This is a genomic window from Duganella sp. Dugasp78, assembly GCF_059491455.1.
This window is the reverse complement of sequence record NZ_CP168506.1, coordinates 2,220,235-2,245,448: the sequence shown is the minus strand read 5'-3', so window position 1 is coordinate 2,245,448 and position 25,214 is coordinate 2,220,235. Positions and strand designations below refer to the sequence as shown.

The window sequence follows — 25,214 nt, the reverse complement described above, 5'->3', positions numbered from 1 at the left end:
AGCACACCTGTGCGAAATATCCAGCTTTATTTTTCCTTCTTGCCGTCCAGGGTGGCAATGGTGGCCGTGCTGGGCGGACGCTGCGCCTGCAGCCGCCGGGCCACGCGCTCGGCCTGCTCGAAGGTGCGCAGCATGTTTTCACCGGCCAGTTTTTTCAGGTCGGCGTCGCTCCAGCCGCGACGGATCAACTCGGCGAACAGGTCGGGATATTTGGACACGTCTTCCAGGCCCACCGGCGTGGCGCCGCCATAGAAATCGCTGGCGATGCCCACATGGTCATGGCCAGCGACCCTGGCGACGTAATCGATATGGTCGGCCACATCCTTCAGCGTGGCCTTGGGCGACGCGCCGTGCTCCTTGGTATAGGCGTCTTCTATCTGCTTGAGCTCGGCGTCGCCGGCGATCCCCTTGCTCAGTTTCTCAAGTCCGTCGCCCCAGGCCATGGCGTCGCGGTTCACAAACGGCGGCACGAACGTGACCATCACCACACCGCCGTTGGCGGTCACGCGCTGCAGAATCGCATCCGGCACGTTGCGCGGATGGGCGACCAGCGCGAACGCCGAGCTGTGCGAGAAAATCACCGGAGCGGCGCTGGTGTCGAGCACGTCGCGCATGACCTCGGGCGAGACGTGGCTGATATCGACCAGCATGCCGAGGCGATTCATTTCCCGCACCACTTCCTTGCCGAACGGGGTGAGGCCGTGGTGGCGCGGCGCGTCCAGCGCGGCATCGGCCCAGTCCAGCGTCACGTTGTGGGTCAGCGTCATGTAGCGCGCGCCCAGGCTGTAGTAGGCGCGCAATGCGCCCAGCGAGTTTTCCAGCACGTGGCCGCCCTCCATGCCCAGCAGCGAGGCGAGCCTGCCCCGCGCGGCGATGCGGCGCACATCCGCCGCCGACAGCGCCAGCTCCATCGCCTCCGGGTATCTGGCGATCATGCGCCTGGCGAGGTCCAACTGCTCCAGCTGCACTTTGGCGTAACCTTCCCTGGTCTCGCCCGGCACGAAGACCGACCAGAACTGCGCACGCAGCTGGCCTTGCTTAAGGCGGGCCAGGTCGGTGTCACCGCTGGTGGTCTTGCGCAAGTCGTAGGCATCGATATCCATCGGCGCCTTCGGGTCTTCGCGGATGGTCCAGGGCAGGTCGTTATGGCCGTCCAGCAGGATGCTTGATTTCAGCAGCGCCCGCGCGTGGGTCAGCGCCGCATCGTCGGGCGCAGCGGCGGCAAAAGGCAGGGCAAAGGCAAAGGTAAGCAATAGGACTGAGAGACGCGACATGAAGTATCCAATCATGGAAAGGGAAAACGGCAGCGGCCGATACTAGCACGCCGGCGATGCGTAAAAAAAATCCCCGTGTGGCATTGCGACGATCTTGAGCGTCGCAAGCACACACGGGGGTTTTTTCGGTCTCCTCCAGGCCGGCTTATCGTGCCAGGCGCTTCTCCAACTCAGCCTTGACGGCGGTCAGTTCGGTCGGCAGATGGTAGGCCAGTTTGGCGAACAGTTCATCGTGCAGTTTCAGTTCTTCGCGCCAGGCGTCCTTGTCGATCGACGTGATGGTCTCGAATTCTTCCGGCGAGAACGGGATGCCGTCCCACTTCAGGTCGCCGAAGCGCGGGGTGGTGCCGAAGATGTTTTCGACGCCGCCGGCCGTGCCGTCGATACGTTCCAGCATCCACTTCAGCACGCGCATATTGTCGCCGAAGCCAGGCCAGACGAAGTGGCCCTGGTCGTCGGTGCGGAACCAGTTGACGCAATAGATCTTCGGCAGCGCGGCGGCGTTGACCTTGCCCAGCTGCTCGCCCATGTTCAGCCAGTGCTGGAAGTAGTCGCTCATGTTGTAGCCCATGAACGGCAGCATCGCGAACGGGTCGCGGCGCACCACGCCCATCTGGCCGGCGGCGGCGGCGGTGGTTTCCGAGCCCATGGTCGCGGCCATGTAGACGCCCTCAACCCAGTTGCGCGCCTCGGTCACCAGCGGCACGGTGGTCGAGCGGCGGCCGCCGAAGATGAAGGCCGAGATCGGCACACCGGCAGGATCGTCCCAGGCCGGATCGATCACCGGGTTCTGGGTGGCGGCCACGGTGAAGCGGGCGTTCGGGTGGGCGGCCTTGGTGCCGGAGGCCGGCGTCCAGTCCTTGCCCTGCCAGTCGATCAGGTGCGACGGCGCTTCCTTGGTCAGGCCTTCCCACCAGATGTCGCCGTCGTCGGTCAGGGCGACGTTGGTGAAGATGGTGTCCGAACCCAGCGATGCCATGCAGTTCGAGTTGGTGCGGGTGTTGGTGCCCGGCGCCACGCCGAAGTAGCCGGCTTCCGGGTTGATCGCGTACAGGCGGCCGTCGGCGCCCGGCTTGATCCAGGCGATGTCGTCGCCGATGGTGGTGACTTTCCAGCCGTCGAAGCTGGCCGGCGGGATCAGCATGGCGAAGTTGGTCTTGCCGCAGGCCGAAGGGAAGGCCGCCGCGACATAGTGCTTCTTGCCTTCCGGCGATTCGACGCCGAGGATCAGCATGTGTTCCGCCAGCCAGCCCTTGCCGTCAACGGCGGCGGCCTGGTGGCCCATGTTGGAGGCGATGCGCAGCGCGAAGCACTTCTTGCCCAGCAGCGCGTTGCCGCCGTAGCCCGAACCGTAGGACCAGATTTCGCGGGTCTCAGGGAAGTGCACGATGTATTTGGTGGCGTTGCACGGCCAGGCCACATCCTTCTGGCCGGCGGTCAGCGGCGCGCCGACGGTGTGCACGCACGGCACGAACTCGCCGTCGGTGCCCAGCACGTCGTACACGGCCTTGCCCATGCGGGTCATGATGCGCATATTGACCGCCACGTATGGCGAGTCCGACAGTTCCACGCCGATGTGGGCGATCGGCGAGCCCAGCGGGCCCATCGAGAACGGCACCACATACATCGTGCGGCCGGCCATGCAGCCGTCAAACAGCGGGTTCAGGGTGGCGCGCATTTCCGACGGCGCCATCCAGTTGTTGGTCGGGCCGGCTTCTTCCTTGGTGTTGGAGCAGATGAAGGTGCGGTCTTCGACGCGCGCGACGTCGGTCGGGTCGGAGCAGGCCAGGTAGGAGTTCGGACGTTTTTCCTGGTTCAGCTTTGTCATGGTGCCGGCGGCTACCATCTCGGCGCACAGGCGGTCGTACTCTTCCTGTGTACCGTCGCACCAGTAAATGCGTGCCGGCTTGGTCAGGGCGGCGATTTCAGCCACCCAGTTGATCAACTTTTGCTGCTTGATGTAAGCTGGGACGTTGAGCAGTGCTGCAACGCCACCCATGACGGGTTGATTCATACTACCTCCAATGCTAATTAAAATTCTGCGTGCGGCAGGATCGTCGTCAGCTTTTGGCTTGCGCTCAGAGGCCCATTCGAAATGGGTCGGCGGGGTCACGGCGGTCTTGCGCGGCCCGGATTCATGATCGACAGGCCTTATTTTTGAGGCGATTGTACACCCGTCAATAGCTGTTCCAGTCAAAAATGTAGGAGAATTGGTTGACTAAAGTAGTAAGCTATTCAGGTTCTTTTGCAAGCCGTTATTTCCCTACGAAATTCCTTATAAGATCGGTTATCTCCCATGAAAATTGCGATTCTCGACGATTACCAGAATGCCACGGCCACCCTGGCCTGCTTCGATTTATTGCGCGGACACGAGGTTAAAGTGTTCAACAATACGACCCGCGGACTGGGCCAGCTGGCGATCCGGCTGGCCCCTTTCGATGCCCTGGTACTGATCCGCGAACGCACCGCGCTCAACCGCGCCTTGCTGGCCAAGCTGCCCAACCTCAAGCTGATTTCGCAGACCGGCAAGCTGGCCGGCCATGTCGACGTGGAAGCCGCCACCGAGCTGGGCATCGCGATTGCCGAGGGCGTCGGTTCGCCGACCGCGCCGGCCGAGCTGACCTGGGCGCTGATCATGGCGGCGGCGCGCAAGATCGTGCCGTACGCGTCCAACCTGAAGGATGGGCTGTGGCAGACCGCGTCCATCAATCCGCAGCTGAACGGGCTGGGCGTGGTGCTCAAGGGCCGCACGCTGGGCATCTGGGGTTACGGCAAGATCGGCCAGATGATCGCCGGCTACGGCCGCGCCTTCGGCATGCAGGTGCTGGTGTGGGGCAGCCAGGCCAGCCGCGACAAGGCGGTCGCCGACGGCCACGCGGCGGCGGCCACGCGCGAGGCGCTGTTCGAGCAGGCGGACGTGCTGAGCCTGCACCTGCGGCTGCACCCGGACACGCGCGGCATCGTCACCGCCGGCGACCTGGCGCGCATGAAGCCGACCGCGCTGTTCGTCAACACCAGCCGCGCCGAGCTGGTGCAGCCGGAAGCGCTGGAGCAGGCGCTGCCCAAGGGGCGCCCGGGCCACGCCGCGCTGGACGTGTTCGAATCCGAGCCGCTGGGCGCCGACAGCCCGCTGCTGCGCATGCCGACCGTGCTGGCCACGCCGCACCTGGGCTATGTGGAGCAGGATAGCTACGAGCTGTATTTCCGCCACGCGTTCCAGAACATCGTCGATTTCGCCGCCGGCAGCTGCGACAAGATCAACAACCCGGACTACGCCCGGCATCGTCATTCCCGCGCAGGCGGGAATCCATAGAACGCTAGCCGGCCGGCTCAGCATCGATTCCCGCCTGCGCGGAAATGACGCGGTGGGGGTCAATCCGTCTGCTCGGGGATTTCCGGCAGGCCGGTCAGGTTGATGCGCGGCGCGGGCATGGCGTGCACCTTGCTCCACAGGCCGGCCCAGCCGGGCGGCCAGGGGATGTCCGGCCCGGCATACGGCGGCAGCGTGGCGCGCACCGGCACCACCGGCACCGGCGGCATGTCGATCAGCGGGCCGCCGTCGGGACGCTGCATGTCCAGGCTGTACATATAGCCCGGCAGCAGCGCATCGCACACGCCGGCGAACCAGGCCGCGTGGTCCTCGTCGCGGCCCAGCGCCTGCGCCAGCCCCTGCGGGTCGAAGCGCGCCAGCGCGTGGATCAGCTCCTCGGTGGTGGCGCCCGGCGTGTCGCCCCAGCCCATCACCGGATTGACGTTGTAGTCGGCGCCCGAGCCATACCAGCCCTCGCGCCACGAGCGCTGCATCCAGTCGCGCTGGCCGGTGAACAGGTGCCAGCGCCAGTGCAGGCCGGACGGCTTGGGCCAGGAATACAGGTAGAGCCGCTGATAGCCGGCCTGGTGCAGCGCGCGCACCAGCGCCATCAGGCGCGCGTGCGGCATGCGGTCGGGCGGCGCGCGGCGGAACAGGATGGCTTCGCCGTCGGCGAACTGCACCTCGTCGGTGGACAGGTTCAAGTCCAGCGTCCTCGCCTCGCTGCCGAAACGGGCCGAGATCCAGCCGGTCAGCAAATTGACCGACGTGATGACGCCGTAGCCGCGATGGCGATGAAAAATGACAGTTCCGGGAGCAAGCGCTTTCATGGTATCGAAACGAACAAAGAAACCAGTGTAGACATAGTATGCCCAAGTTTCCAGCCCGCCGACGGACTCTTTTTTGCGTTCTTGGGCGGTAGCGGTTTGGGTTATGATGCAGATCATTTTAATCTGCCTGAGCTTTCATCATGACCCTGCGCATCCTCGCCACCGGCGGCACCTTCGACAAACACTACAACGAGCTGAACGGCACCCTGGGCTTCGCCGACAGCCACGTGCCGGCCTTGCTGGCGCGCTGCCGCCTGACGGTGGACGTGGCGCTGGAACAGTTGCCGCTGATGGATTCGCTGGACATGGTGGACGCCGACCGCGAGCGCATCCTGGCCGCGTGCCGCGCCGCCAGCGAGAAGGCGATCGTCATCATCCACGGCACCGACACCATGCCGCAGACCGCCGCCGTGCTGGGGCCGGCCAATCTGGGCCAGACCATCGTGCTGACCGGCGCCATGATTCCCTACGAGATCGCCAATTCCGACGCGATGTTCAACCTGGGCTTCGCCGCCGGCGTGGCGCAGACCCTGCCGCCGGGCGTGTACGTGGCCATGAACGGCAAGATCTTCGCTTGGGACAACGTGCAGAAGAACAAGGCTGCCGGCGTGTTCCAGCCGCTGTAACCCGCTGTCATTCCCGCGCAGGCGGGAATCCATACTGAGCCAACCCTGGTGGCGTTCTATGGATTCCCGCCTGCGCGGGAATGACGGGCTTACTTGCGCGGCGGCGCCAGCAAGTCCTTCGTCTCCGGCAACAGGGTAGCCCATCGCAAGCCATCCGGCGCGGCCAGCATGCCGGCCGCCTCCTTCAGTCCGCCCGGCATCGTCAGCGACATCCGCTCCGCCACCACCGGCTGGCCAGCCTCGCCGAAGGCCGCCAGCGCCTCCACCATGCCGCCCACCTTGCTCCGCAGCGACTGGCCGCCCTGCGCCGCCAGAGACGGCAGCCTGACCGCCGCCAGCGCCGCCATCTGCGCCGTGCTCAGGCCGGCCATCTGCGCGCTCGTCAACACCAGCGCCTGCGCCCTCGTCAGCGCGCCGATCTGCGTGGTCGACAGCACCGCCAGCTGCGTGGCGCTCAAGCCCCGCAGGTCGCGCGTCTCGATTGCCGCCAGGTCGTCCGCCCCCAGGGCCGCCAGCAGCGGCTTGCTCAACGCCGCCACCTGGCCCGACGTCAGCGCCACCATCTGGGCCGTGGTCAGCACATCGGCGCCGTCCGCATGGGCGGCCGGTAGCGCCGCGATCTGGCGCTGCGACAGGGCGGCGATCTGCCGGGTGCCGAGGGCCTGCAACTGCTCCGGCAGCAGCTGGGCGATGGTGGCCGTGCTCAGGCCGCCGATGGCCGCCGTGCTCAGCGCGGCCAGGCCGTCGCCGCCCAGGCCGCGCAACTGCGACGCCGCCAGCGCCGCCGCCTGGCGCCCGGTCAGCGCACCGATCTGGCGGCTGCCCAGCGCCGCCAGCGTGGCCGACGCCAGGCTCGCGATCACCGCGGTGCTCAGCGCCGCCAGGTCGCTCAGCTTCATGTTCGCCACCACGTCGGCCGACAGCGCGGCGAACTGGGCGCTGCTCAGCATGGACGCCTGGCCGGAGGACAGCGCGTTGACCTGGTCGCTGCTCATGGCTTGCAACTGGTCGGTGCGCAGGCCCGCGATGGCGCCGACCCGCAGCGCGGCGATGTCGGCCGTCCGCATCTGCGCCACCATGTCGCTGCCCAGCGCGTTGAGCTGGCGGCTCGACAGCATGGCCACCTGCGCCGTGCTCAGCGCGGCCCATTGCTCACCGTTCAGCGCGGCGATCTGGCGCGTCGTCAGGCCGGCGATGGCGCTGGCTTTCAAGGCCGCCAGCTCGCGGCCGTCCAGCACGCTGATGACCTGCGTCGACAAGCCGCCCAGCTGGGATGCGCTCAGCGCGGCGGCCTGGGCGCTGGTCAGCTGCGACGCTTGCCGCGCCGTCAGGCCGGACAGGGCGGCGCTGCCCAGGGCCGCCACCTGCGCGATCGAGAACTGGCTGAAATCGCCGTCGCCGCCGGCGTCCAGCGCGGCCAGCTGGGCCGGGCTCAAGGCCGCCATCACGGCCGCCCGCAGCGCGCCCAGGCCGGCCCGGTCCAGCGCCATGATGGCGTCGGTCGAGAGCGCGGCGAACTGGCGCGCGGTCAGCGAGCCCAGCTGGGCGCTGCCCAGCGCGTGCAGCTGGTCCGTCTGCAAGGCATGGATCTGCGCCGTGCCCAGCCCGCCGATGAAGGCCGTGCTCAGCGCAGGGATGCGCTCGGCATCGAGCGCCTGGATCTGGCCGCTGCCCAGCGCGGCCGCCTGGCGGCCCTGCAGCGCGTGCAGCTGGTCCGTGCTCAGCGCCATCAGCTGCGCCACGCTCAGCACGCCGATCTGGCGCGTGGCCAGCGCCGCGACATCGGCCGTCGCCAACGCCGCCAGCTCGGTGGCGCTGAGCTGCTTCAACAGCGCCGTGCCCAGCGCCCCGATCTGCAGGGCGGAAAAGGCCGCGATCTGCGCGGCGCTGAACATGTCCTCGCCCTCGCGGCGCAGCGGCGGCAGCGCCGCCACCTGGCTGGCCTTGAGCGCGGCGATCTGGCCCGTGCCCAGCGCATGCACCTGCTCCGGTTGCAGCCGCCCGATCAGCGCCACCGCCAGCGCGCTGACCTGCCTGGTGCCCATGGCCGCCAGCGCCTCGGGCGACAGGCCACGGAAGCCCTTCGCACTGAGCAATCCAGCCTGCGCCACCGTCAGCGCCGCCAATTGCTCCGGCGTCAGCGCCGCCATGAAGGCGCTCGATTGCGACACCTGGTTCAGCGCGTAGGTGCGCAAGGCCGCGAAGTCCTCCGGCAGCAGGGCGCCGACGCTGGCCGTCGGCAGCGCCGCCAGCTGCGGCGCGCTCAGGCTGCTGGCCTGCGCCGTGGTCATCGCCGCCAGGTACTCCACGCCCAGGTGGGCCATGTCGGCGGTGCCGAGGCGGCTGATCAGACCGGTGCCGCCGGCGGCAAACTGCTGCGGGGTCAGGCTGCTGTCGAAGCTCATGGCATTTCCTTTTGATGAAGCGGCGGCGTGCACTAAAAAAAACCGTCAGCGCGGACGCGCTCTGGGGCACGTTCGGGCTGACGGTTTTTTGACGAGCGCTCCGGCCGGCTACTTGGGCATCGCCAGCAGGCCATGGCCTGCGGCGGTCTGCAAGGCTTTCAGACGCAAGGTATCGCTGTCCGCCTGTGCGCCCCCGGCGTTGCGGCCGAGGTCGTGGAACTGTTGCAGCACATCGGCCAGGTGCGCCGTATTGGCCGCCAGGGCCCCGGCCGGCTGGCCGCCGTCGAAGTCCAGCGCGCCGCGCGGCGCCTGCTGCGCGCCGGCGTCGAACGCGGACAAGGCTTGCGCCATGCCGCTGACCTGGGCGCTCAAGCCCTGCCTGAACCAGACGTCGGCGGCCGCGTGCTGCTGGCCGTCGTCGCTGGTGTAGCTCGACGTCAGGCCGATGATGTTGCCGTGATCGACGGCGCCGCCGCGCTGCACATCCAGGTTCAGGCTGGTGATGTACAGTTCGGCCAGTGTCTTCAGCTCGCCGGCCTGGCTGACGCCGTCGGCGTTGGCGTCGACCCACACGCGCAAGTCCTGGTAGCCGGCGTCGGCCGCGCTGACCATGCCGTCGTGGTTGCTGTCCAGTTCGGCCAGCGCCTGGTAGCCGTTGGCGGCCGTGCCGCCGGCGGCCAGCCGGGTGGCCGAACCGAACAGTTCGCTGCCGTCGTCGATGCTGCCGTTGTGGTTGCGGTCCAGCGCCAGCAGGCCGTCGCCCGAGCCGACCCAGCCGGTGGCGCGCTGCGCGCCGCTGGCCGCCAGGTCGAACTTGACGCCCGCCTCCAGCCCCAGCGTGCGGATGCCGTTGCCGTCCAGGTCCAGCACCAGCGGCGTGGTGAACGGCATGGCGGCCAGCTGGGCCGCGCTGAAGACGGCGAACGGATCGACGCTCAGGGCGTTGTACTGGGCCAGCGAGAGCGCGTGGGTCTGGGTCGTGCTCAGCGCCGACAGCTGGCCCGCCAGCATCGCCTGCATCTGCGTCGTCGACAACACCACGATCTGGCGCGTGCCCAGGCCGGCGATGTCGCGCGTTTCGATGGCGCTCAGATTGGCCGGCGTCAAATCGGCGATCAGCGCGGTGCTCATCGCCCCCAGCTGGGCCGAGGACAGCGCCACCATCTGCGCCGCGGTGAACTGGCTGGAGCTGGAAGCGCTCGGCAGCAGCGCGGCCACTTGCGCCAGGCTGAGCGCGGCGATCTGGTCGGTGCCCAGCGCCAGCAGCTGGTCGTCATGCAGCGCGCGGATCGCGGCCGTGCCCAGCGCCGCGAGTTGGGCCGTTGCGATGGCCGCCAGCGCCAGCGCCGGGATCTGCACCACCGCCGCCGAACTCAGCGCGGCGAACTGCGCCGTGGTCAGGGCGTGCAGCTGGGCCGTGCCCATCGCCGACAGCAGGTTGCCGTCGCGCGCGGCGGCGTTCAGCAGCAGCGGATTGATCGCGGCCACGTCTTCCGTGCCCAGCGCCGGCACCTGGCCGGCGCTCAGGGCGACCAGCTGGTTGCTGCTGAGCGCGGCCACCTGGGCGCTGCCCAGCGCCGCCAGCTCGGTGTTGGTCAGGGCTTGCACCTGCTGCGTCCGCAGGCCGGCGATGGCCGAGGTCTTCAGTGCCGCCACGTCCGCCGTTTCCATCGCCGCCAGCACCGTCAGCTGCAGGGCGGCCAGCTGGGCGCTGCCCAGCGTCGCGGCCTGGGCCGTGGTCAGGGCCGCCACCTGGGCCGTGGTCAGGCCCACCAGGGCGCCGGTGCGCAGGGCGGCGATCTGCTCCGTGCCCAGCGCGGAGATCAGCTGCGCCGCGCTGCCCAGCGGATCGGCGCCAAGCACCGCCATTTGCGCCGACGTCAGCCCGGCCAGCGCCGACGTGCTCAGGGCGGCCAGGCTGGCGGTGCTGATGGCGGCCACGTCGGCCAGCGACAGGCGCGCCAGCTGTTGCGAGCTCAGCGCATGGACCTGCATCGAGCTCAAGCCGTAAATCTGTTGCGTGCCCAGCGCGTCGAGCTGGGCGCTGCGCAGCGACACCACCTGGGCCGACGTCAGGCCGGCCAGTTGCGACGAGCTCAGGCCGCCGAACGTGGCGCCCGACAGGCCGCCCAGCGCAGCGGTGCTCAAGGCGCCGAGGTCGGCGCTTCCCAGGCCCGACAACGCGACCGTGCTCAGGGCCGCCACCTGGGCGCTGTTCAGCACGGCCGCCTGGGCGGTGGTCAGGGCCGCCAGCTGCAAGCTCGTCAGCGCGGCCGCCTGGGCCGTGCGGATGCCGGCGATGGCGCTGGTGCGCAGCGCCGCGATTTCCTGTATCGACATGACCGACAGCACCGCCGGCGTCAGCGCCGCCAGCTGCGCGCTGCTCAGCACCGCGACCTGCCTGGTGCTCAGGGCCAGCGCCTGCACCGCGGTCCAGCCCTGCAGGGCGGCGGTACTGAAGGCCGCCACCTGGGCCGTGGTCAGCGCGTCGACGTACGAGGGCGAGCCGTTCGGCGCCACCCCCAGCACCGCCATCTGCTCCGAGCGCAGGCCGGCGATTGCCGCCGTGCCGAGGGCGGACAAATGCGCGGTGTCGAGCGCGACCATATCCGAGGTCGACAGGCCGGCCATCTGCAGCGTGCCCAGCGCGCCGGTCTGCGCCAGCGTCAAGCCGGCCAGCTGGTCGCTGCCGAGGGCGGCGATCTGCTGGCTGCGCAGCGCCGTCATCTGGCGCGTGCTCAGGCTGTTGAGCTGGGTTTGCGACAGGTTGGCCAGCAGCGACAGGTTCAGACCGGCCACCGCTTGCTGGCTCAGGGCGACCAGGTTGGCGGTGGACAGGCCGACCACCATCTGGCTGCTCAGGGCGCCGATCTGCGTGCTGCTCAGCACGCCGAACTGCGCGCTGGTCAACGCGCCCAGCTGGGCGCTGCCCAGCGCCGCCAGCTGGGTGCTGCTCAGGCCGGCGATGGCGGTCAGCCTGAGCGCGGCCAGGTCGGCCGTCTCGAGCGTGGCGATCTGCTGGCTCGACAACGCGGCCACCTGCTGGCTCAGCAAGGCCGCCGCCTGCGCCGTGTTCAGCGCGACAATCTGGCGCGTGTCCAGGCCGGCCAGCGCGGCGCTGCGCAAGGAAACGATCTGGGCCGTGGTCAGCACATCGATATGGCTGACGCCGGCGGTGTCGGTGCCCAGCACGGCCAGCTGCGCGGAACTGAGCGCGGCGATGGCCGCGGTCTTCAGCGCGGCCAGGTCGGCGCCCTGCAGCGCGGCCACCTGCGCCGTGCTGAAGGCGGCGATCTGCGCGCTGCCGAACGCGGCCGCCTCGGCGGTGCTCATGGCGATCAGCTGCGCGCTGCCCAGTCCCGGCAAGGCGGCGGTGCTGAGCGCCGCGATCTGCGCGCTGCGCAGCGAGGCGAACTGGGCGCTGGCGAGGCCGCCGCCAAGGGCGGCCAGTTGCGCCGAGCTGAGCGCGGCGATGGCGGCCGTGCTCAGGCCCGGCAGCGTGCGGCTGTCAAGCGCGGCCAGGTCGATGATGCTCAGGCCGGCGATCTGGCGCGAGCCGAACGCGCCCAGCTGCGCCGAGCTGAAGGCCAGGATTTGCTGGGCGTCGAGCGCGGCGACCTGGTCGCTGCCCAGCGCCATCAGCTGCTGCGATTTCAAGGCCGCCAGCTGCGAGGACGCCAGTTGCGAGATCACCCGCGTGGTCAGGGCGCTGATGGCGGCGGTGGTCAGCGCCGCCAGGTTGGCGGTCGACAAGCCCGCCAGCGTGGCGCTGGACAGGGCGCCCAGTTGCGCGCTGCTCAGGGCAGCCATCTGCTGGGTGGTCAGCGCGGCCAGCTGGGCGGCGGTCAGCGCCCGCATCTGGTCGGTCGACAGGCCGCTCAGCGCGGCCGCGCGCAGGGCCGCCACATCCACCGCCACCAGGGCGGCGATGTCGCCGGTGCCAAGCGCGGCCAGCTGGGCGCTGCTCAGCGCGGCCGCTTGGGCCGTGCTCAGGGCGGCGACCTGGCGCGTGCTCAGGCCGCCGATGGCGGTGCTGCGCAGGGCGGCGATCTGCAGCGTGGACAGCAGGTCGATATGGCTGGCGCCGGCGGCGTCGTTGCCCAGCTGGACCAGCTGGTCCGAGCTCAGCGCGGCCAGCGCGGCCACTTTCAGGCCGGCCATGGCGGCCGGGTCGAGCGCATCGATGGCGCTCGGCGACAGCGCGCCGATCTGGATCGAGCCGAAGGCGCCCAGCTGCGCCGACGTCAGCGCGGCCAGTTGCGACGTGCTCAGGCCGGTCAGCTGGTCGGTGCCGAGCGCGGCGATCTGGCGCGTGCCCAGCGCCGCGACCTGGGCGCTGCTCAGCCTCAGCAGCACGCTGACCGGCAAGGCGGCGATCACCGCCGTGGCCAGCGCGCCGACATCGTTGGTCTGCAAGCCGGCCAGGGCCGAGGTCGACAGCGCCACCACCTGGGCGCTGTTGAGCGCGGCGACCTGGGCGCTGGTCAGCGCCGTCACCTGGTCGCTGTTGAGCGCAGCCACTTGCTGGGTGCCCAGGCCGGTCAGGGCGTTGGTCCTGAGCGCGGCCAGGTCCGCCGTTTCCAGCGCGGCGATGTCATTGATGGAGAACGCGGCCAGCTGGCTGCTGCTGAGCACGGCGGCTTGCGCGGTGCTCAGCGCCACCACCTGACTGGTGCTCAGGCCGGCCAGGCCGAGGGTGCGCAGCGCGGCGACCTGCGCCGTGCCCAGGGTGCCGAACAGGCTGCCGGACGGATCGTTGGCCAGCGCGGCCAGCTGGTCGGCGCTCAGCGCGGCCAGGGCCGAGGTGCTCAGGCTGCGGGTGGCAACGGCGTTCAGGGCGGCCACGTCGGCGCTCGACAGGCCGGCGATGTTGCGCGAGCTCAGGCCCAGGATCTGCGGCACGCCCAGGCTGGCGACCTGCGCCGTGTGCAGCGCCGCCAGCTGGGTGCTGGACAGCACGGCAAACTGCTGCGAGGACAGGCTGGACAATTGCAGCAGGCTCAGGTTGCCGACCGCGGACGCGCTCAGTGCCGCGATATTGGCGGTGCTGAAGGCGGCCATGTTGGCGCTGGCGAAGCCGGCGATGGTGTCGGACGACAGCGCCGACAGCTGCGACGCGTTCAGGGTCAGGAATTGCGCCATGGTCAGCGCGGCCAGCTGGCTGCTCGACAGCGCGGCCACCTGGGCCGAGCTCAGGCCGGGGATGGCGGCGGTGCGCAGCGCGGCCAGGTCCAGCGGGTCCATGGCGGCGATCGCCTGCGTGCTCAGCGCGCGCAACTGGCCGCTGCCCAGCGCGGCCGCCTGGGTGGCCGTCAGCGCCGCGGTCTCGGCAGTGGTCAGGCCGGCCAGCGCGGCACTGCGCAGCGCGACGATCTGGGCGGTGGTCAACAGCTGCACCTGGCCCAACGCGGCCAGCTGGTCGGCATTGAGCGCGGCGATCGCGGCCGTGCGCAGCGACGCCACGGTGGCCGAGCCGAGCGCCGCGATGTCGGCGGTCGACAAGCTGCCCGCTTGCTGCGAGCTCAGCGCGCCTACCTGCGCCGAGGTCAGGCCGTGCACCTGGGCGGTGCTCAGCGCGGCCAGCTGAGCGCTGCTCAACGCCGCCACCTGGCGCGTGCCGAGGCCGGCCAGCTGGGTCGTGCTCAGGGCGCCGACGCTGGCCGAGGCCAGGCCGGCGATGGCGTTGGTGGCCAGCGCGGCGAAGTCCTCGCCTTCCAGTCCGGCCAGGCCGTCGCTGCTCAGCGCGTTGAGCTGCCGGCTGCCCAGGACACCGATCTGGGCGGTGCTCAGGGCCGTCACTTGCGCGCTGCTCAGCGCCCCGGACTGGGCGGTGGTCAGCGCGGCGATCACATTGGTGCGCAGCGCGGCGAGGTCCGCCGTTTCCAGCGCCGCCAGTTGCGCCAGCGACAGCGCGGCGACCTGGGCACTGCTGAGGATGGCGGCCTGCGCCGTGCTCAGCGCCACCACCTGTGCCGTGCTCAGGCCGGCCAGCGCGGCGGTGCGCAGCGCAGCGATCTGGGCGCTGGTGAGCTGACCGAACAGGTTGCCGCCGGCGGCGTCGCCCAGTTCCGCCAGTTGCGCCGAACTCAGCGCGGCCAGCGCGGCGGTGCTCAGCGCCTTCAGCGCGGCGCTGCCGAGCGCGGCCAGGTCGGCCGGCGACAGGCCCAGCATCTGGCGCGAACCCAGCGCGCCGATCTGCAGGGTCGACAGCGATTGCAGTTGCGTGCTGCTCAACGCGGCGATCTGGGCGCTGCCCATCACCGCGTAGTGGCGCGAGCCAAGCGCGCCCAGCTGTGCGCTGTTCAGCGAAGCCAGCAGCGACGGTGTCAGCAAGGCCAGCGCGTCGGGATTGAGCGCGGCCAAGTCGACGCCCGGCAAGCCGGCGATCGAAGCGCTGGACAGCGCCGCCAGCTGCCTGCTGTTCAGCGCGGCGAATTCCGCGGTGGTGAACGCGCCCAGCTGGGTGCTGCTCAGCGCCGCCATCTGCTGCGTGCTCAGGCCGGTAATCGAGGCAGTCTTCAGCGCCGCCAGGTCGGCCGTTTCCAGCGCGGCCAGCTGCGTCAGCGACAGCGCGTTCAGCTGCGCGCTGCTCAGGATGGCGGCCTGGGAGGTCGACAGCGCCGCCACCTGGGCCGTGCCCAGGCCGGCCAGCACGGCCGGCAGCACGGCGGCCAGCTGGGCCGTGCCCAGCAAACCGATCAGGTTGCCGCTAGCGCCCAGCTGCGCCAGCTGGGCCGAATTGAACGCCCCGACCGCCGCCACGCTCAAGGCCTTGAGGCCGGCGCTGCCGATGGCAGCCACGTCGTCGGTCGACAAACCAGCCACCTGGCGCGAACCCAGCGCCCCGATCTGCGCCGAGCCGAGGGCCTGGATCTGGGTGCTGCTCAGCGCCGCGACCTGCGCACTGCTCAGCATGGCGATCTGGCGGCTGCCGAGGGCATTGATTTGCGCCGTGCCCAGCGCGGCCAACAAGGCGGCGCCCAGCTGCGGCACGACGGCCGGATTCAGGGCCGCCAGGTCGGCGCCCGGCAAACCAGCCAGGGCGCCGGTGGACAGTGCGCCGATCTGGGCGCTGTTGAGCGCGGCGAATGCGGCGGTGGTCATGGCGCCCAGCTGGCTGCTGGTCAACAGCGCCAGCTGGCTGGTGGCCATGGCGGCGACGGCGGCCGCTTTCAGCGCGGCGACGTCGGCCGTTTCCAGCGCGGCGACCGCGTCGCTGGACAGGGAGTTCAGCTGTGCGCCGCTGAGCACGGCGGCTTGCGCGGTGCTCAGCGCCGCGGCCTGCTGCGTGCTCAGGGCGCGCACTTGCGCCGTGCTCAGCGCGGCGATGGCCTGCGTGCCCAACGCGGCGATGCCGCGCGTGCCGACGGCCAGGATTTCGTCGGCGGTAAAGGTCGCCAGCTGGCGCGTGCTCAGCGCGCTCAATTGCGCACTGCTCATCAGGGCCACCTGATCGGACGACAGGCTGGCGATATTGGCCGTGCTCAAGGCCATCAGGTCGGCCGTTTCAAACGCGGCGATGGCCTCGGTGCTCAGGTTGGTGAAGGCCCGGGTGCCCAGCGCCGCCACCTGGGCAGTGGTCAAGGCCACGATCTGCGCGCTGCCCAGCGCCCCCATGAAGCCGGACGGCAGCGCGCCGACGGCGTTCAGCGTGGCGGCCTTGATGGCGGCCAGGTCCTGCGTGGTCAGCACGCCGACATTGGCGCTGGCCAGGAAGGACAGCTGGTAGCTGCTCATGACGGACACGTGATCGGTGCGCAGGGCCGGCACCTGGAGCGTGCTCAACGCCGCAATATCCTCACTTGTAAACGCCAACACATCCTGGGTGGTCAGGACGTTGGCGATCTGGGAAGTGCTAAGGATAGGGACGAGGGTGCTCATCACGAGTTCCTAATTTGATAACATCTTTCACTATAGCAGAAATCGCGCTAATTTCCACAGTGCAACGAAATTATTTTCCCGGTTTTTTATCAAGAATTACATGAAAAATGCCGCAAAATCAAAGACTTTGCGGCATTTTTAACCAACAGACAAGAGCTTTGTTGCTGCGCGATCAAGCCTTGGCTTCGCCGCCCAGGGCCTCGACCACGTCGGCCATCAGCTTGGCCAGCTCGCCGGTCATGAGCATGAAATCGCCGTCGAAGCGTTCGTCGTCGTTCTTGGTACTGGATTCCTTTTCGGCGATGACGTCCAGCGGCTTGATGCCCTTGATCGCCAGCGATTCGGTCAGCACGAAGGAGATCTTGCTGTCCCAGGTCATGGCCAGGCGGGTGCACTGCTTGCCGGCCGCGATGTGGCGGCGTACCTCGTCGGCCTCCAGCGTGTGGCGCACGTAGCGCACGGCGGCCTTGCTCTCGCCGGTGGCGCGCAGCTCGGTGTCCATGTCGACCGTGAAGCCGGCCGGCGCGTCGTCCGCCTGCAGCCATTCGGTCATCACGCCTACCGGCGAGCGCTGCACGCGCAGGCTTTCCAGCGGCAGCTTGTCGACCGCCTTGAGCAGCAGCTTGATCACTTCATCGGCCTTGGCCGGGCTGGCCGCGTCGACCACCAGCCAGCCGTTGACCGGATCGATCCAGGTCCAGACGTTGCTGCGGATCGAGAAGGCGCGCGGCAGCAGCTCGTCGGCCACGCGCTCCTTGAGTTCCTTCATCGCCTTCTTGCCCGGAGCGAAGCCCTGGGCCTCTTCCATTTCAGCGGCGCGCGCCTTGGCGACCTGGTTGATGACGGTGTTCGGCAGCAGCTTCTTCTCGGTGCCCAGCAGGATCAGCATCTGCTTGTTGACGACGTGCACCAGGCCGCCGTTCGGGCGGGGCGTGTCCCAACCCTGGCGCAGCAGCTCATTGCTGCTTGCCGGAACGAAGGAGTGGGAGGCCAGTGCCGCTTCGAGTTGTTCGGGGGTGTAGGCCCAAGGGGCCGGCAGACGATAAATCTGTAGATTCTTGAACCACATGTGTTGAGCCTTGTTTCAGTAATGCCAGGGGAGCGCCATTTTACACGGTGATGGCGGCGCCGGACCGAATCTGTTGCCGAGTGTTGCAGCGCTAGGCGAACAATTCGCCTTGCCGGGGCAACACGGGTTGCGGGCCCGAGCCGGGCGGCTCCAGCGTGCTGGCGCGCACGCCCAGCAGGCGCAAGCGGCGTTGCAGCGGCACCCGCTTCAGGCACTCGCGCGCGGCGTGCAGGATGCCGGTGGTGTCGGCCACCGGCTGCGGCAGGGTGACGTTGCGGCTGACGATCTGGAAATCGTCGAAGCGCAGTTTGATGCTGATGGTGCGGCTGACGTAGCCCTTGCGCTTGAGGTCGTCCGCCAGCCGCGCGCACAGCTGGGTCAGGATGCCGGACAAGGTGTCGCGGTCCTGGCGCGCGTGCAGGTCGCGCTCGAAGGTGGTTTCGCGGCTGATCGACTTGCTCTCGGAACTGGTGGAGATTTCGCGGCGGTCGATGCCGTGCGAAGCCTCGGCCAGCCAGGCCGCGTAATGCGCGCCGAAATGGTCTTGCAGCAGGCCGGCGTCGGCCGCCGCCAGCTGGCCGATGGTCTCGATGCCCAGCGCCGCCAGCTTCTCGGTGGCCTTGGGGCCGATGCCGTTGATCTTGCGCACGCCCAGCGGCCAGATGCGCGCCGGGATGTCGTCGTAGCCGAGGATGGTCAGGCCGTCGGGCTTTTCCAGGTCCGAGCAGATCTTCGACAGCAGCTTGTTGGGCGTGATGCCGATCGAGCACGACAGCCCGGTGGCGTCGCGCACGGCCTGCTTGATGCGCTGCGCCAGCGCGCGCGTTTCGCCTTCGACATGGGTCAGGTCGATATAGATTTCATCGATGCCGCGGTCTTCGAAATCCGGCGCGATGGCGGCCACGGCGTTCTTGAACAGCCGCGAGCAATGGCGGTAGGCGTCGAAGTTGACCGGCAACAGGATGGCGTCCGGCGCCAGCTTGGCCGCCTTCATCATGCCCATCGCCGAGCCGACCCCGAGCGCGCGCGCCTCGTAGGTGGCGGTGGTGATGACGCCGCGTCCCACATAGTCGCGCAGGCGGGCGAAGGTGTGCGTGCCGTCCGCCTGCGGCACCGGCTGGGCGTCGCGGCCGCCGCCGATGACCACCGGCAGGCCGCGCAGTTCGGGATAGCGCAACAGCTCGACGGACGCGTAAAACGCGTCCATGTCGAGGTGGGCAATGCGGCGCTGGTCGTCAACCATGATGCGGAAAGATTACTGTGAATATATACAGTATTCACGGAAACGCCGCAGTCCGCAAGACCCCGCCCCATTTGCCGCCGCCGGGGTTACACTGGAGGCCACGCCCGCTTCCTCCGGCCACCATGACCAAGCGCCTGACCCTCGCATTGCTGAGCATGTTGCTGTCCGCCGCCCCGGCCGCAAGGGCGGCGCAGGACGCCTGCCCGCCGGCCAGCGTCGGCCTCAGCGACCTCGGCTACGCGTCCTACCGCGACGGCTCCGCCATCCGCGGCATCACGGTCGACCTGCTGGACGAAATACATCGGCGCAGCGGCTGCGCCTTCCAGCTGGCATGGTATCCGCACGGCCGGGTGTACGCGCAATTCTTCAGCGGCAAGCTGGACGTGACCGGCGCCGCGCTGCGCAACGCCGAGCGCGACCTCCACGGCGTATGGCTGCCCTACACTTATTCCCAGTTCGAACTGGTGCTGCTCAACCAGAGCGCCGGCGAGTTCCGCAGCCTGGCCGATTTCGTCGAACGCAGCACGGCGCGCCTGAACGTGGCGCGCAGCATCGCGTATTCGCCCGCGACGCAAGCGCAGATGGACCGGCTGCAAAAGCTGGGCCGGCTGGAATATGTCAACGACTACGGCGTGGTGTTCCGCAAGATCCTGGCCGGCCGCGCCGACGGCACGCTGGCGCCGCCGGCCATCCACGTGCTGAACCAGCGCCAGTTCCACCTGCTGGGCAAGATGCGCGCCACCACCTTCGCCGAATCGCCGCGCGCGATGGTGGGCATCTACGTGTCGAAGCAGGTGCCGGCGGCGCAGCGGCGGCGCTACACCGAGGCGCTGCGCACCATCGTCGGCGACGGCACGGTGCAGCAGATCTACCTGCGTTACCTGGACGCCGACATCACCAGCCAGATCTTCGCCGGCGGCGTGCGCGACATCCTGGACGCCATGCCGGCCGACTAGCAGTGGCGCGCGCGGAACCACGCCGCGCTGGCCTCGTCGGCCGGGAAGAACGATTCGATCCTCAGCTCGTGCACGGTGACGTCGTGCGGCGTGCCCAGCGTGGCGATGGTGGTGAACAGGTTCAGTTCGACGCCGTCCTTGCGCAGCGTCACCGGCAGGAAGGGCAGGGCGCGACGGTCCAGGTTGGGCGACGCCTGGCCCGCCGCGGACATGCCGGGCAGCGCCAGCAATTCGCCCAGCAACGAAGTCGCTTCGCTGCCGGGGCCGTCGCTCATGGCTTCGCGCTGTATCCAGTGCAGCAGGTCGGCGCTGACCTCCTGCCAGTTGTGCAGGTACTGGCGCACACCGTTCGGGTCCAGCATCAGCTTGAGCACGTTGACCGAGCCGTCGGTGGGAATGGCCGCGTCGTCCGGCATGCCCAGCAGCCAGCGCATCATGCCGGCCGCCGGGCCGTTGGCCAGCGCCAGGTTCCACAGCCGGTCCACCACCAGCGCCGGATATGGCGCCTGCTGCGCCAGCATGAAGTCCAGCGCCCGCCGCACCGCGCCCAGCTCGGGATCGGACAGCTTGCGCTCCTGGTAGGCGGGCGCGAAGCCGGCCGACAGCAGCATGACGTTGCGCTGCCGCAGCGGGATTTCCAGCACCATGCCCAGCTTCAGTATCAAGTCCTTGCTGGGCTGCGAGCGGCCGCTTTCCAGGAAGCTGATGTGGCGCTGCGAGATCTCGCTCTCGGTCGACAGGCGCAGCTGGCTGTAGCCGCGCTTGCCGCGCCAGTACTTCAGCGCGGTGGCGAAGTCGCTGAAATAATCGCTTGCGCCGTTCATGCCGGCGCCACGTCGAGGAAGTCCAGCAGGTCGGCGTTGACGCGCTCCAGATGCGTGACGAACATGCCGTGCGGTGCGCCTTCGTAGCGGTGCAGGCGCACGTCCGGTATCAGCGCGGCGCTTGGTGCGGCGGTCAGCTCGAACGGCGCGCTGACGTCGGCATCGCCGGCGATCAGCAGCACCGGGCGGTCGATGCGCGGCAGCTCCGGGCGGAAGTCGGCGCCGTCCAGCGCGCGGTTGCATTCCGTCAGCGCCTGCAGCGAGGCGCCCAGCGCCAGCTGCCGCAGCCAGTTGGCGATCGCCGGCGAGGTGTCGGGCGTGAGGAACGGCGGCAGGTTGTCGTCCACCCACTGCGGGAAGTCGCGCGCCAGCTGCTGGTTGCGGAAGTAGTCCAGCAGGGCCGGGTCGATGCCGTGCGGGTTGCTGTCGTCCTGGGTGATCATCGGCGTCATCGTGCCCAGCAGCGCGACCCGGGCCACGCGGGCGCTGCCGTGCCGGCTCAGGTAGCGGACGATTTCGTTGCAGCCCATCGAGTGGCCAACCAGGGTCACGCGGCGCAGGTCCAGCGCGTCGATGACGGCGGCCAGGTCGTCGGCCAGCGTGTCGAAATCGTAGCCGCGCCCCGGATCGCTGGAGCGGCCGTGGCCGCGCCGGTCGAAGGCGATGCAGCGCAGGCCGCGCTGCGACAGCGCCAGCATCTGGTACTGCCACATGTCCGACGGCAGCGACCAGCCGGCCACGAACAGCACCGGCGCGCCGTCGCCCCAGTCACGGTAGAACAGGTCGACGCCATTGTCGGTGCGGATGAAGCCGGGTGCGCTCAGTGCAGGCATGATGATCTCCTTGAAAGGTAATGATAGCCCGACTGCAATCAGGCGGCGTTCAGGAAACCGGTGACGCGGGTCAGGCGGCCGTCGTCGTCGAGCTCGGCGACATCGGTGCCGTGCGCCACCGGCGCGCTGCCGGGCACGGCCAGCGTCCACGAGAAGCGCACCACGTCGTTGTGGCCGTCCGGCGTGCCGTCCAGTTCGAAGCGGAAGCCGGGAAACTGGCTTTGCGCGCCGGCGATCATGGCATCGATGCCGTCGTGGCCGGCGCCGCGCATCATCGGGTCGAGGTAGCGGGCGTCCAGCGCGAAGGCGCGTGCCACCAGGGCGCGGCGGGCGGCGGCGTCGCGTTCGTTCCAGACGGCCAGGTATTGGGTGGCGATGTGCGATGGGGTATTCATGCTGATCTCCTTGAATGGGTTATGTCGTAGCGACAGAAACCATTCTCCGGAAATCGCTGTGCGGCGGCGATTACGTCCCAGGTAATCGTCGCTGCACCACCACCAGCACGGCGCCGGCCACCAGGCTGGCCGCCAGCAGATAGATGCCGTTGGCGGTGCTGCCGCTCGCATCCTTGATGGCGCCGACCAGGTAGGGACTGACGAAGCCGGCCAGGTTGCCGACCGAATTGATCAGGGCGATGCCGGCCGCCGCCGCCGCGCCGCCCAGCATGGCGGTCGGCAAGCTCCAGAAGATCGGGAAGGTGCTCAGGATGCCGGCCGTGGCCACGCTCAGCGCGGCCATGGCGATGACGGTGTTGTCGCTGTAGACGGTGGCGACCACCAGGCCTAGCGCACCGGCCATGGCGGCGGCGGCCGCGTGCCAGCGCCGCTCGCCGCTGCGGTCGGAATGGCGCGCGGCCAGCACCATCGCCACCGCCGCCACCGAATACGGGATCGCTGTCAGCAGGCCGATATCGAACACGTCCTTGACGCCGCTGTTCTTGATCAGCTGCGGCAGCCAGAAGCTGACGCCGTACAAGCCCATCACGAACAAAAAGTACACCAGCGCCAGCAGCCATACCGTGCCGCTGCCGAACACCCGCGCCAGCGGCAGGCGTTGCTGATGCTGGCCGTCCGCGGCGATGGCGCGTTCCAGCTGCTGCTTGTCGTCCTCGCTGAGCCAGTTGGCGGCGCGAATGCCGTCGTCCAGATAGAACAGCGTCCAGATGCCGATCAGCACCGACGGCAAGCCTTCCAGCAGGAACAGCCATTGCCAGCCGCTGAGGCCATATTGTCCGGCGAAGGTCTTCATGATCCAGCCCGACAGCGGCCCGCCGATCACGCCGGCCACCGCCACACCGCTCATGAACAGCGCCACCATCCGTGCGCGGCGATGGGCCGGATACCAGTACGTCAGATACAGGATGATGCCGGGGAAGAAGCCGGCCTCCGCCGCGCCGAGCAGGAAGCGCAGCAGATAAAACGTCGCCACGCTGTTGGCCAGCATCAGCGCCGACGAGATCAGACCCCAGCTGATCATGATGCGGGCGATCCAGATGCGGGCGCCGGTGCGCGTCATCAGCAGGTTGGACGGCACCTCGAACAGGAAGTAGCCGATAAAGAAAATGCCGGCGCCGGCGCCGTACACAGTGTCGCTGAAGCGCAGGTCGGCCAGCATCTGCAACTTGGCGAAGCCGACGTTGACGCGGTCCAGGTAGGCGGCCACGTAGCACAGGAACAGGAAAGGCATCAGCCGCCAGCTGACGCGGCGGTACAGGGCGTCGAGCCCGGCATCGGAAATAGTTGTTTTCATTTGCTTATTTTGCAATACAATTTACGGCCAAAGAATAACCTCGGAACCCACAGACTTCATGATACGCATCCTGCCCATCCTGCTCGTCTTGCCCGCCATGCTGGCGTTGGCCGATCCCGCCGCGCCGCCGGTGGCCGCCAGGAAGCCGTGGAGCCAACGCTACCACGAACAGGCGCTGGCCGACGAATATCACTGGCTGCAAAACCGCAACGACCCGGCCGTGCTGGCTTACCTGAAGGCCGAGAACGCCCACACCGACGCCGCCGCAGCGGCCTTCGCGCCGCTGGCAAAACGGCTGGCGGCCGAGATGACGGCCCGCACCTCGGCCATCGACCTGACGGTGCCGTCGCGCGATGGCGAGTTCTACTACTACAGCCGCACCGTCGCCGGCCAGCAATACCCGCTCAACTGCCGCCGCCGGGCGGCAGCCGACGGCAGCTACGACAGCGCCGCGCCGGAGCAGATCCTGCTGGACCAGAACCGCCTGGCGCGCGGCAAGAAATTCTTCGCGCTGGAAGGGCTGATGCCCAGTCCCGACGGCAAGCTGCTGGCCTACCGCGCCGACACCAGCGGCCAGCACCTGTTCCAGCTGCACATCAAGGACCTGCGCAGCGGCCGCGAGCTGCCCCTCGGCGTGGCGCGCGTGACGTCGATGGAATGGGCCGCCGACAACCGCACCATTTTGCTGACGCAGGCCGATCCGTCCACGCTGCGCCCCGACCGCCTGCTGCGCGTGTCGACGACGGGCGGCAAGCCGGTGGAAGTCTACCGTGAGCGCGACGGCAACTTCCTGCTCGGCATAGGCCGCACGCACGACGGCCGCTATCTCGAACTGATGGCCGCCAGCTCCGACACCAGCGACACCTGGCTGCTGCCGCGCGACCAGCCCGACGCCGCGCTGCGCCAGCTGATGCCGCGCACTCCGGGCCACCGCTACAACGCCGAGACGCATGGCGACCAGCTCTACCTGCTGACCAACCGCGACGCGCCCAACTTCCGCGTGGTCAGCGCGCCGCTGGCCGCGCCGCAGGACTGGACCGAGGTGGCGCGGCCCGCAGCGGGCACGCTGATCGAATCGATGGACGTGTACCGCGATTTCCTCGTGCTCAACGAGCGGTCGAGCGCGCTGAGCCGCCCGCGCATCTACAGCTTCGCCACCGGCGCGTGGCGCAGCGTGCAGTTCGACGACGAAGTCTACCTGGCGCAGGCCAACACCGAGCAGACTGGCGCGGCCGGCTACGACGCCACCAGCTACCGGCTGCAATACCAGTCGCCGATCGCGCCGCCGGCGGTGATCGAGATCGACATGGCCAGCGGCGCGCGCAAGACCATCAAGCGCCAGCCGCTCGACGGCGTCGACCTGGGCCGCTTCATGACCCGCCGCATCTGGGTCACCGCGCGCGACGGTGTCAAGGTGCCGGTGTGGCTGGCCTACCGCAAGGACGTCAAGCTCGACGGCAGCGCGCCGCTGCTGCTGTACGGCTACGGCGGCTGGGGCTTCCCGAGCGAGGCGAACTTCAGCCTGGGCCGCCTGAGCCTGATGGAGCGCGGCGTCATCTACGCCGAAGCGCAGATCCGCGGCGGCAATGACCTCGGCGAGCAATGGCACGACGACGGCAAGCTGATGAAGCGAAAAAATGTGTTCAACGATTTCATCGACAGCGCCGAGCATCTGGTGCGCGAAGGCTACACGCGGCCGGAGCGGCTCATCGCCGAGGGCGGCAGTTTCGGCGGTATGGTGATGGGCGTGGTCGCCAACGAGCGGCCAGAGCTGTTCCATGCGGTATTGGCGGCCGTGCCCCAGGCCGACCTGGTCCACGAGATCACCGACCCGACGCTGCCGATGGTCACCTATGAATACCTGGAGTCCGGCGACCCGAAGCAGAAGGCGGCTTTCGACTACATGAAGAGCTACTCGCCGTACGACAACATCAAGCGCCAGGCCTATCCGGCGATGCTGGTGACGGCCGGCTTCAACGACGGCCAGGCGCAGTACTGGCCGGCCGCCAAATACGTGGCGCGGCTGCGCGCGTACAAAACCGACAGCCGGCCGCTGCTGCTCAAGACCGACTTCGCGTCCGGCCACCACGGCGCCTCCGGGCGGTACGACGCCATCGACGGCAAGGCGTTCGAGCTGGCCTGGATGCTGTGGCAATGGGGCATGGTCGAACAATTTTCTAAATAATTTACAAAAACCCTTGCGGAACGGATAAA

General features: G+C 68.8%; 15 protein-coding genes. 4 read left to right on the top strand and 11 right to left on the bottom strand.

Annotated features, from left to right (window positions below; all coding sequences use genetic code 11):
• Positions 1-26 precede the first annotated feature (26 nt).
• Both ACEN9O_RS10015 and ACEN9O_RS10010 read right to left on the bottom strand, forming a co-directional pair.
• Positions 27-1,274, bottom strand: coding sequence for a dipeptidase (locus ACEN9O_RS10015; protein WP_495617406.1), 1,248 nt, complete (start codon positions 1,272-1,274; stop codon positions 27-29).
• Positions 1,275-1,419: 145 nt separating this feature from the next.
• On the bottom strand, positions 1,420-3,288 hold the full coding sequence (locus ACEN9O_RS10010; protein WP_495617405.1) for a phosphoenolpyruvate carboxykinase (GTP): 1,869 nt from the start codon (positions 3,286-3,288) through the stop codon (positions 1,420-1,422).
• A gap of 282 nt (positions 3,289-3,570) precedes the next feature.
• Between ACEN9O_RS10010 and ACEN9O_RS10005 the strand changes: the two genes are divergently transcribed.
• Complete coding sequence (locus tag ACEN9O_RS10005; protein ID WP_495617404.1) at positions 3,571-4,587, top strand: D-2-hydroxyacid dehydrogenase family protein; 1,017 nt, start codon at positions 3,571-3,573, stop codon at positions 4,585-4,587.
• Between the two features lie 59 nt (positions 4,588-4,646).
• On the opposite strand, the gene ACEN9O_RS10000 is transcribed toward ACEN9O_RS10005, so the two are convergent.
• A complete protein-coding gene (locus ACEN9O_RS10000; protein WP_495617403.1) occupies positions 4,647-5,414 on the bottom strand; it encodes an L-asparaginase in 768 nt (255 codons plus the stop codon).
• A 140-nt stretch (positions 5,415-5,554) separates the two neighbouring features.
• Here ACEN9O_RS10000 and ACEN9O_RS09995 point away from each other — a divergent pair, with 140 nt between their 5' ends.
• Positions 5,555-6,040, top strand: coding sequence for an asparaginase domain-containing protein (locus ACEN9O_RS09995; protein WP_495617402.1), 486 nt, complete (start codon positions 5,555-5,557; stop codon positions 6,038-6,040).
• Between the two features lie 89 nt (positions 6,041-6,129).
• Here ACEN9O_RS09995 and ACEN9O_RS09990 read toward each other — a convergent pair whose 3' ends face one another.
• The 4 genes from ACEN9O_RS09990 to dinB all read right to left on the bottom strand — a co-directional run bounded on the left by ACEN9O_RS09990 (position 6,130) and on the right by dinB (position 18,638).
• Positions 6,130-8,445, bottom strand: a complete 2,316-nt coding sequence (locus tag ACEN9O_RS09990) for a hypothetical protein (protein WP_495617401.1) — start codon at positions 8,443-8,445, stop codon at positions 6,130-6,132.
• Between the two features lie 108 nt (positions 8,446-8,553).
• Positions 8,554-16,326: an SPM autocatalytic domain-containing protein gene (locus tag ACEN9O_RS09985; RefSeq protein ID WP_495617400.1), complete on the bottom strand. Its 7,773-nt coding sequence runs from the start codon at positions 16,324-16,326 to the stop codon at positions 8,554-8,556.
• A gap of 172 nt (positions 16,327-16,498) precedes the next feature.
• Positions 16,499-17,395 carry a recombination-associated protein RdgC gene (locus tag ACEN9O_RS09980; protein ID WP_495617399.1) on the bottom strand — a complete coding sequence of 299 codons (897 nt, stop codon included), beginning with the start codon at positions 17,393-17,395 and terminating at the stop codon, positions 16,499-16,501.
• Positions 17,396-17,486: 91 nt separating this feature from the next.
• Positions 17,487-18,638: a DNA polymerase IV gene (gene dinB, locus ACEN9O_RS09975; RefSeq protein ID WP_495617398.1), complete on the bottom strand. Its 1,152-nt coding sequence runs from the start codon at positions 18,636-18,638 to the stop codon at positions 17,487-17,489.
• A 122-nt stretch (positions 18,639-18,760) separates the two neighbouring features.
• Between dinB and ACEN9O_RS09970 the strand changes: the two genes are divergently transcribed.
• On the top strand, positions 18,761-19,594 hold the full coding sequence (locus tag ACEN9O_RS09970) for a substrate-binding periplasmic protein (RefSeq protein WP_495617397.1): 834 nt from the start codon (positions 18,761-18,763) through the stop codon (positions 19,592-19,594).
• On the opposite strand, the gene ACEN9O_RS09965 is transcribed toward ACEN9O_RS09970, so the two are convergent.
• From ACEN9O_RS09965 to ACEN9O_RS09950, 4 genes are all read right to left on the bottom strand, one after another.
• The gene (locus ACEN9O_RS09965) at positions 19,591-20,418 is read right to left on the bottom strand and encodes a helix-turn-helix domain-containing protein (protein ID WP_495617396.1); all 828 of its coding nucleotides are present in this window, start codon (positions 20,416-20,418) and stop codon (positions 19,591-19,593) included. The two genes, ACEN9O_RS09970 and ACEN9O_RS09965, sit on opposite strands and share 4 nt — an antisense overlap.
• Positions 20,415-21,251, bottom strand: a complete 837-nt coding sequence (locus ACEN9O_RS09960; RefSeq protein WP_495617395.1) for an alpha/beta fold hydrolase — start codon at positions 21,249-21,251, stop codon at positions 20,415-20,417. Before ACEN9O_RS09960 ends, ACEN9O_RS09965 begins: the two co-directional genes overlap by 4 nt.
• 38 nt (positions 21,252-21,289) lie before the next feature.
• On the bottom strand, positions 21,290-21,646 hold the full coding sequence (locus ACEN9O_RS09955; RefSeq protein ID WP_495617394.1) for a nuclear transport factor 2 family protein: 357 nt from the start codon (positions 21,644-21,646) through the stop codon (positions 21,290-21,292).
• A gap of 70 nt (positions 21,647-21,716) precedes the next feature.
• A complete protein-coding gene (locus ACEN9O_RS09950; protein ID WP_495617393.1) occupies positions 21,717-23,000 on the bottom strand; it encodes an MFS transporter in 1,284 nt (427 codons plus the stop codon).
• 58 nt (positions 23,001-23,058) lie between these two features.
• Here ACEN9O_RS09950 and ACEN9O_RS09945 point away from each other — a divergent pair, with 58 nt between their 5' ends.
• A complete protein-coding gene (locus tag ACEN9O_RS09945; RefSeq protein ID WP_495617392.1) occupies positions 23,059-25,185 on the top strand; it encodes a S9 family peptidase in 2,127 nt (708 codons plus the stop codon).
• The last annotated feature ends 29 nt before the right edge of the window (positions 25,186-25,214 follow it).

Coding starts and splice junctions, on each gene's coding strand:
- ACEN9O_RS10015 (WP_495617406.1), bottom strand. CDS start 1,274: ATGTCGCGTCTCTCAGTCCTATTGCTTACCTTTGCCTTTGCCCTGCCT.
- ACEN9O_RS10010 (WP_495617405.1), bottom strand. CDS start 3,288: ATGAATCAACCCGTCATGGGTGGCGTTGCAGCACTGCTCAACGTCCCA.
- ACEN9O_RS10005 (WP_495617404.1), top strand. CDS start 3,571: ATGAAAATTGCGATTCTCGACGATTACCAGAATGCCACGGCCACCCTG.
- ACEN9O_RS10000 (WP_495617403.1), bottom strand. CDS start 5,414: ATGAAAGCGCTTGCTCCCGGAACTGTCATTTTTCATCGCCATCGCGGC.
- ACEN9O_RS09995 (WP_495617402.1), top strand. CDS start 5,555: ATGACCCTGCGCATCCTCGCCACCGGCGGCACCTTCGACAAACACTAC.
- ACEN9O_RS09990 (WP_495617401.1), bottom strand. CDS start 8,445: ATGAGCTTCGACAGCAGCCTGACCCCGCAGCAGTTTGCCGCCGGCGGC.
- ACEN9O_RS09985 (WP_495617400.1), bottom strand. CDS start 16,326: ATGAGCACCCTCGTCCCTATCCTTAGCACTTCCCAGATCGCCAACGTC.
- ACEN9O_RS09980 (WP_495617399.1), bottom strand. CDS start 17,395: ATGTGGTTCAAGAATCTACAGATTTATCGTCTGCCGGCCCCTTGGGCC.
- dinB (WP_495617398.1), bottom strand. CDS start 18,638: ATGGTTGACGACCAGCGCCGCATTGCCCACCTCGACATGGACGCGTTT.
- ACEN9O_RS09970 (WP_495617397.1), top strand. CDS start 18,761: ATGACCAAGCGCCTGACCCTCGCATTGCTGAGCATGTTGCTGTCCGCC.
- ACEN9O_RS09965 (WP_495617396.1), bottom strand. CDS start 20,418: ATGAACGGCGCAAGCGATTATTTCAGCGACTTCGCCACCGCGCTGAAG.
- ACEN9O_RS09960 (WP_495617395.1), bottom strand. CDS start 21,251: ATGCCTGCACTGAGCGCACCCGGCTTCATCCGCACCGACAATGGCGTC.
- ACEN9O_RS09955 (WP_495617394.1), bottom strand. CDS start 21,646: ATGAATACCCCATCGCACATCGCCACCCAATACCTGGCCGTCTGGAAC.
- ACEN9O_RS09950 (WP_495617393.1), bottom strand. CDS start 23,000: ATGAAAACAACTATTTCCGATGCCGGGCTCGACGCCCTGTACCGCCGC.
- ACEN9O_RS09945 (WP_495617392.1), top strand. CDS start 23,059: ATGATACGCATCCTGCCCATCCTGCTCGTCTTGCCCGCCATGCTGGCG.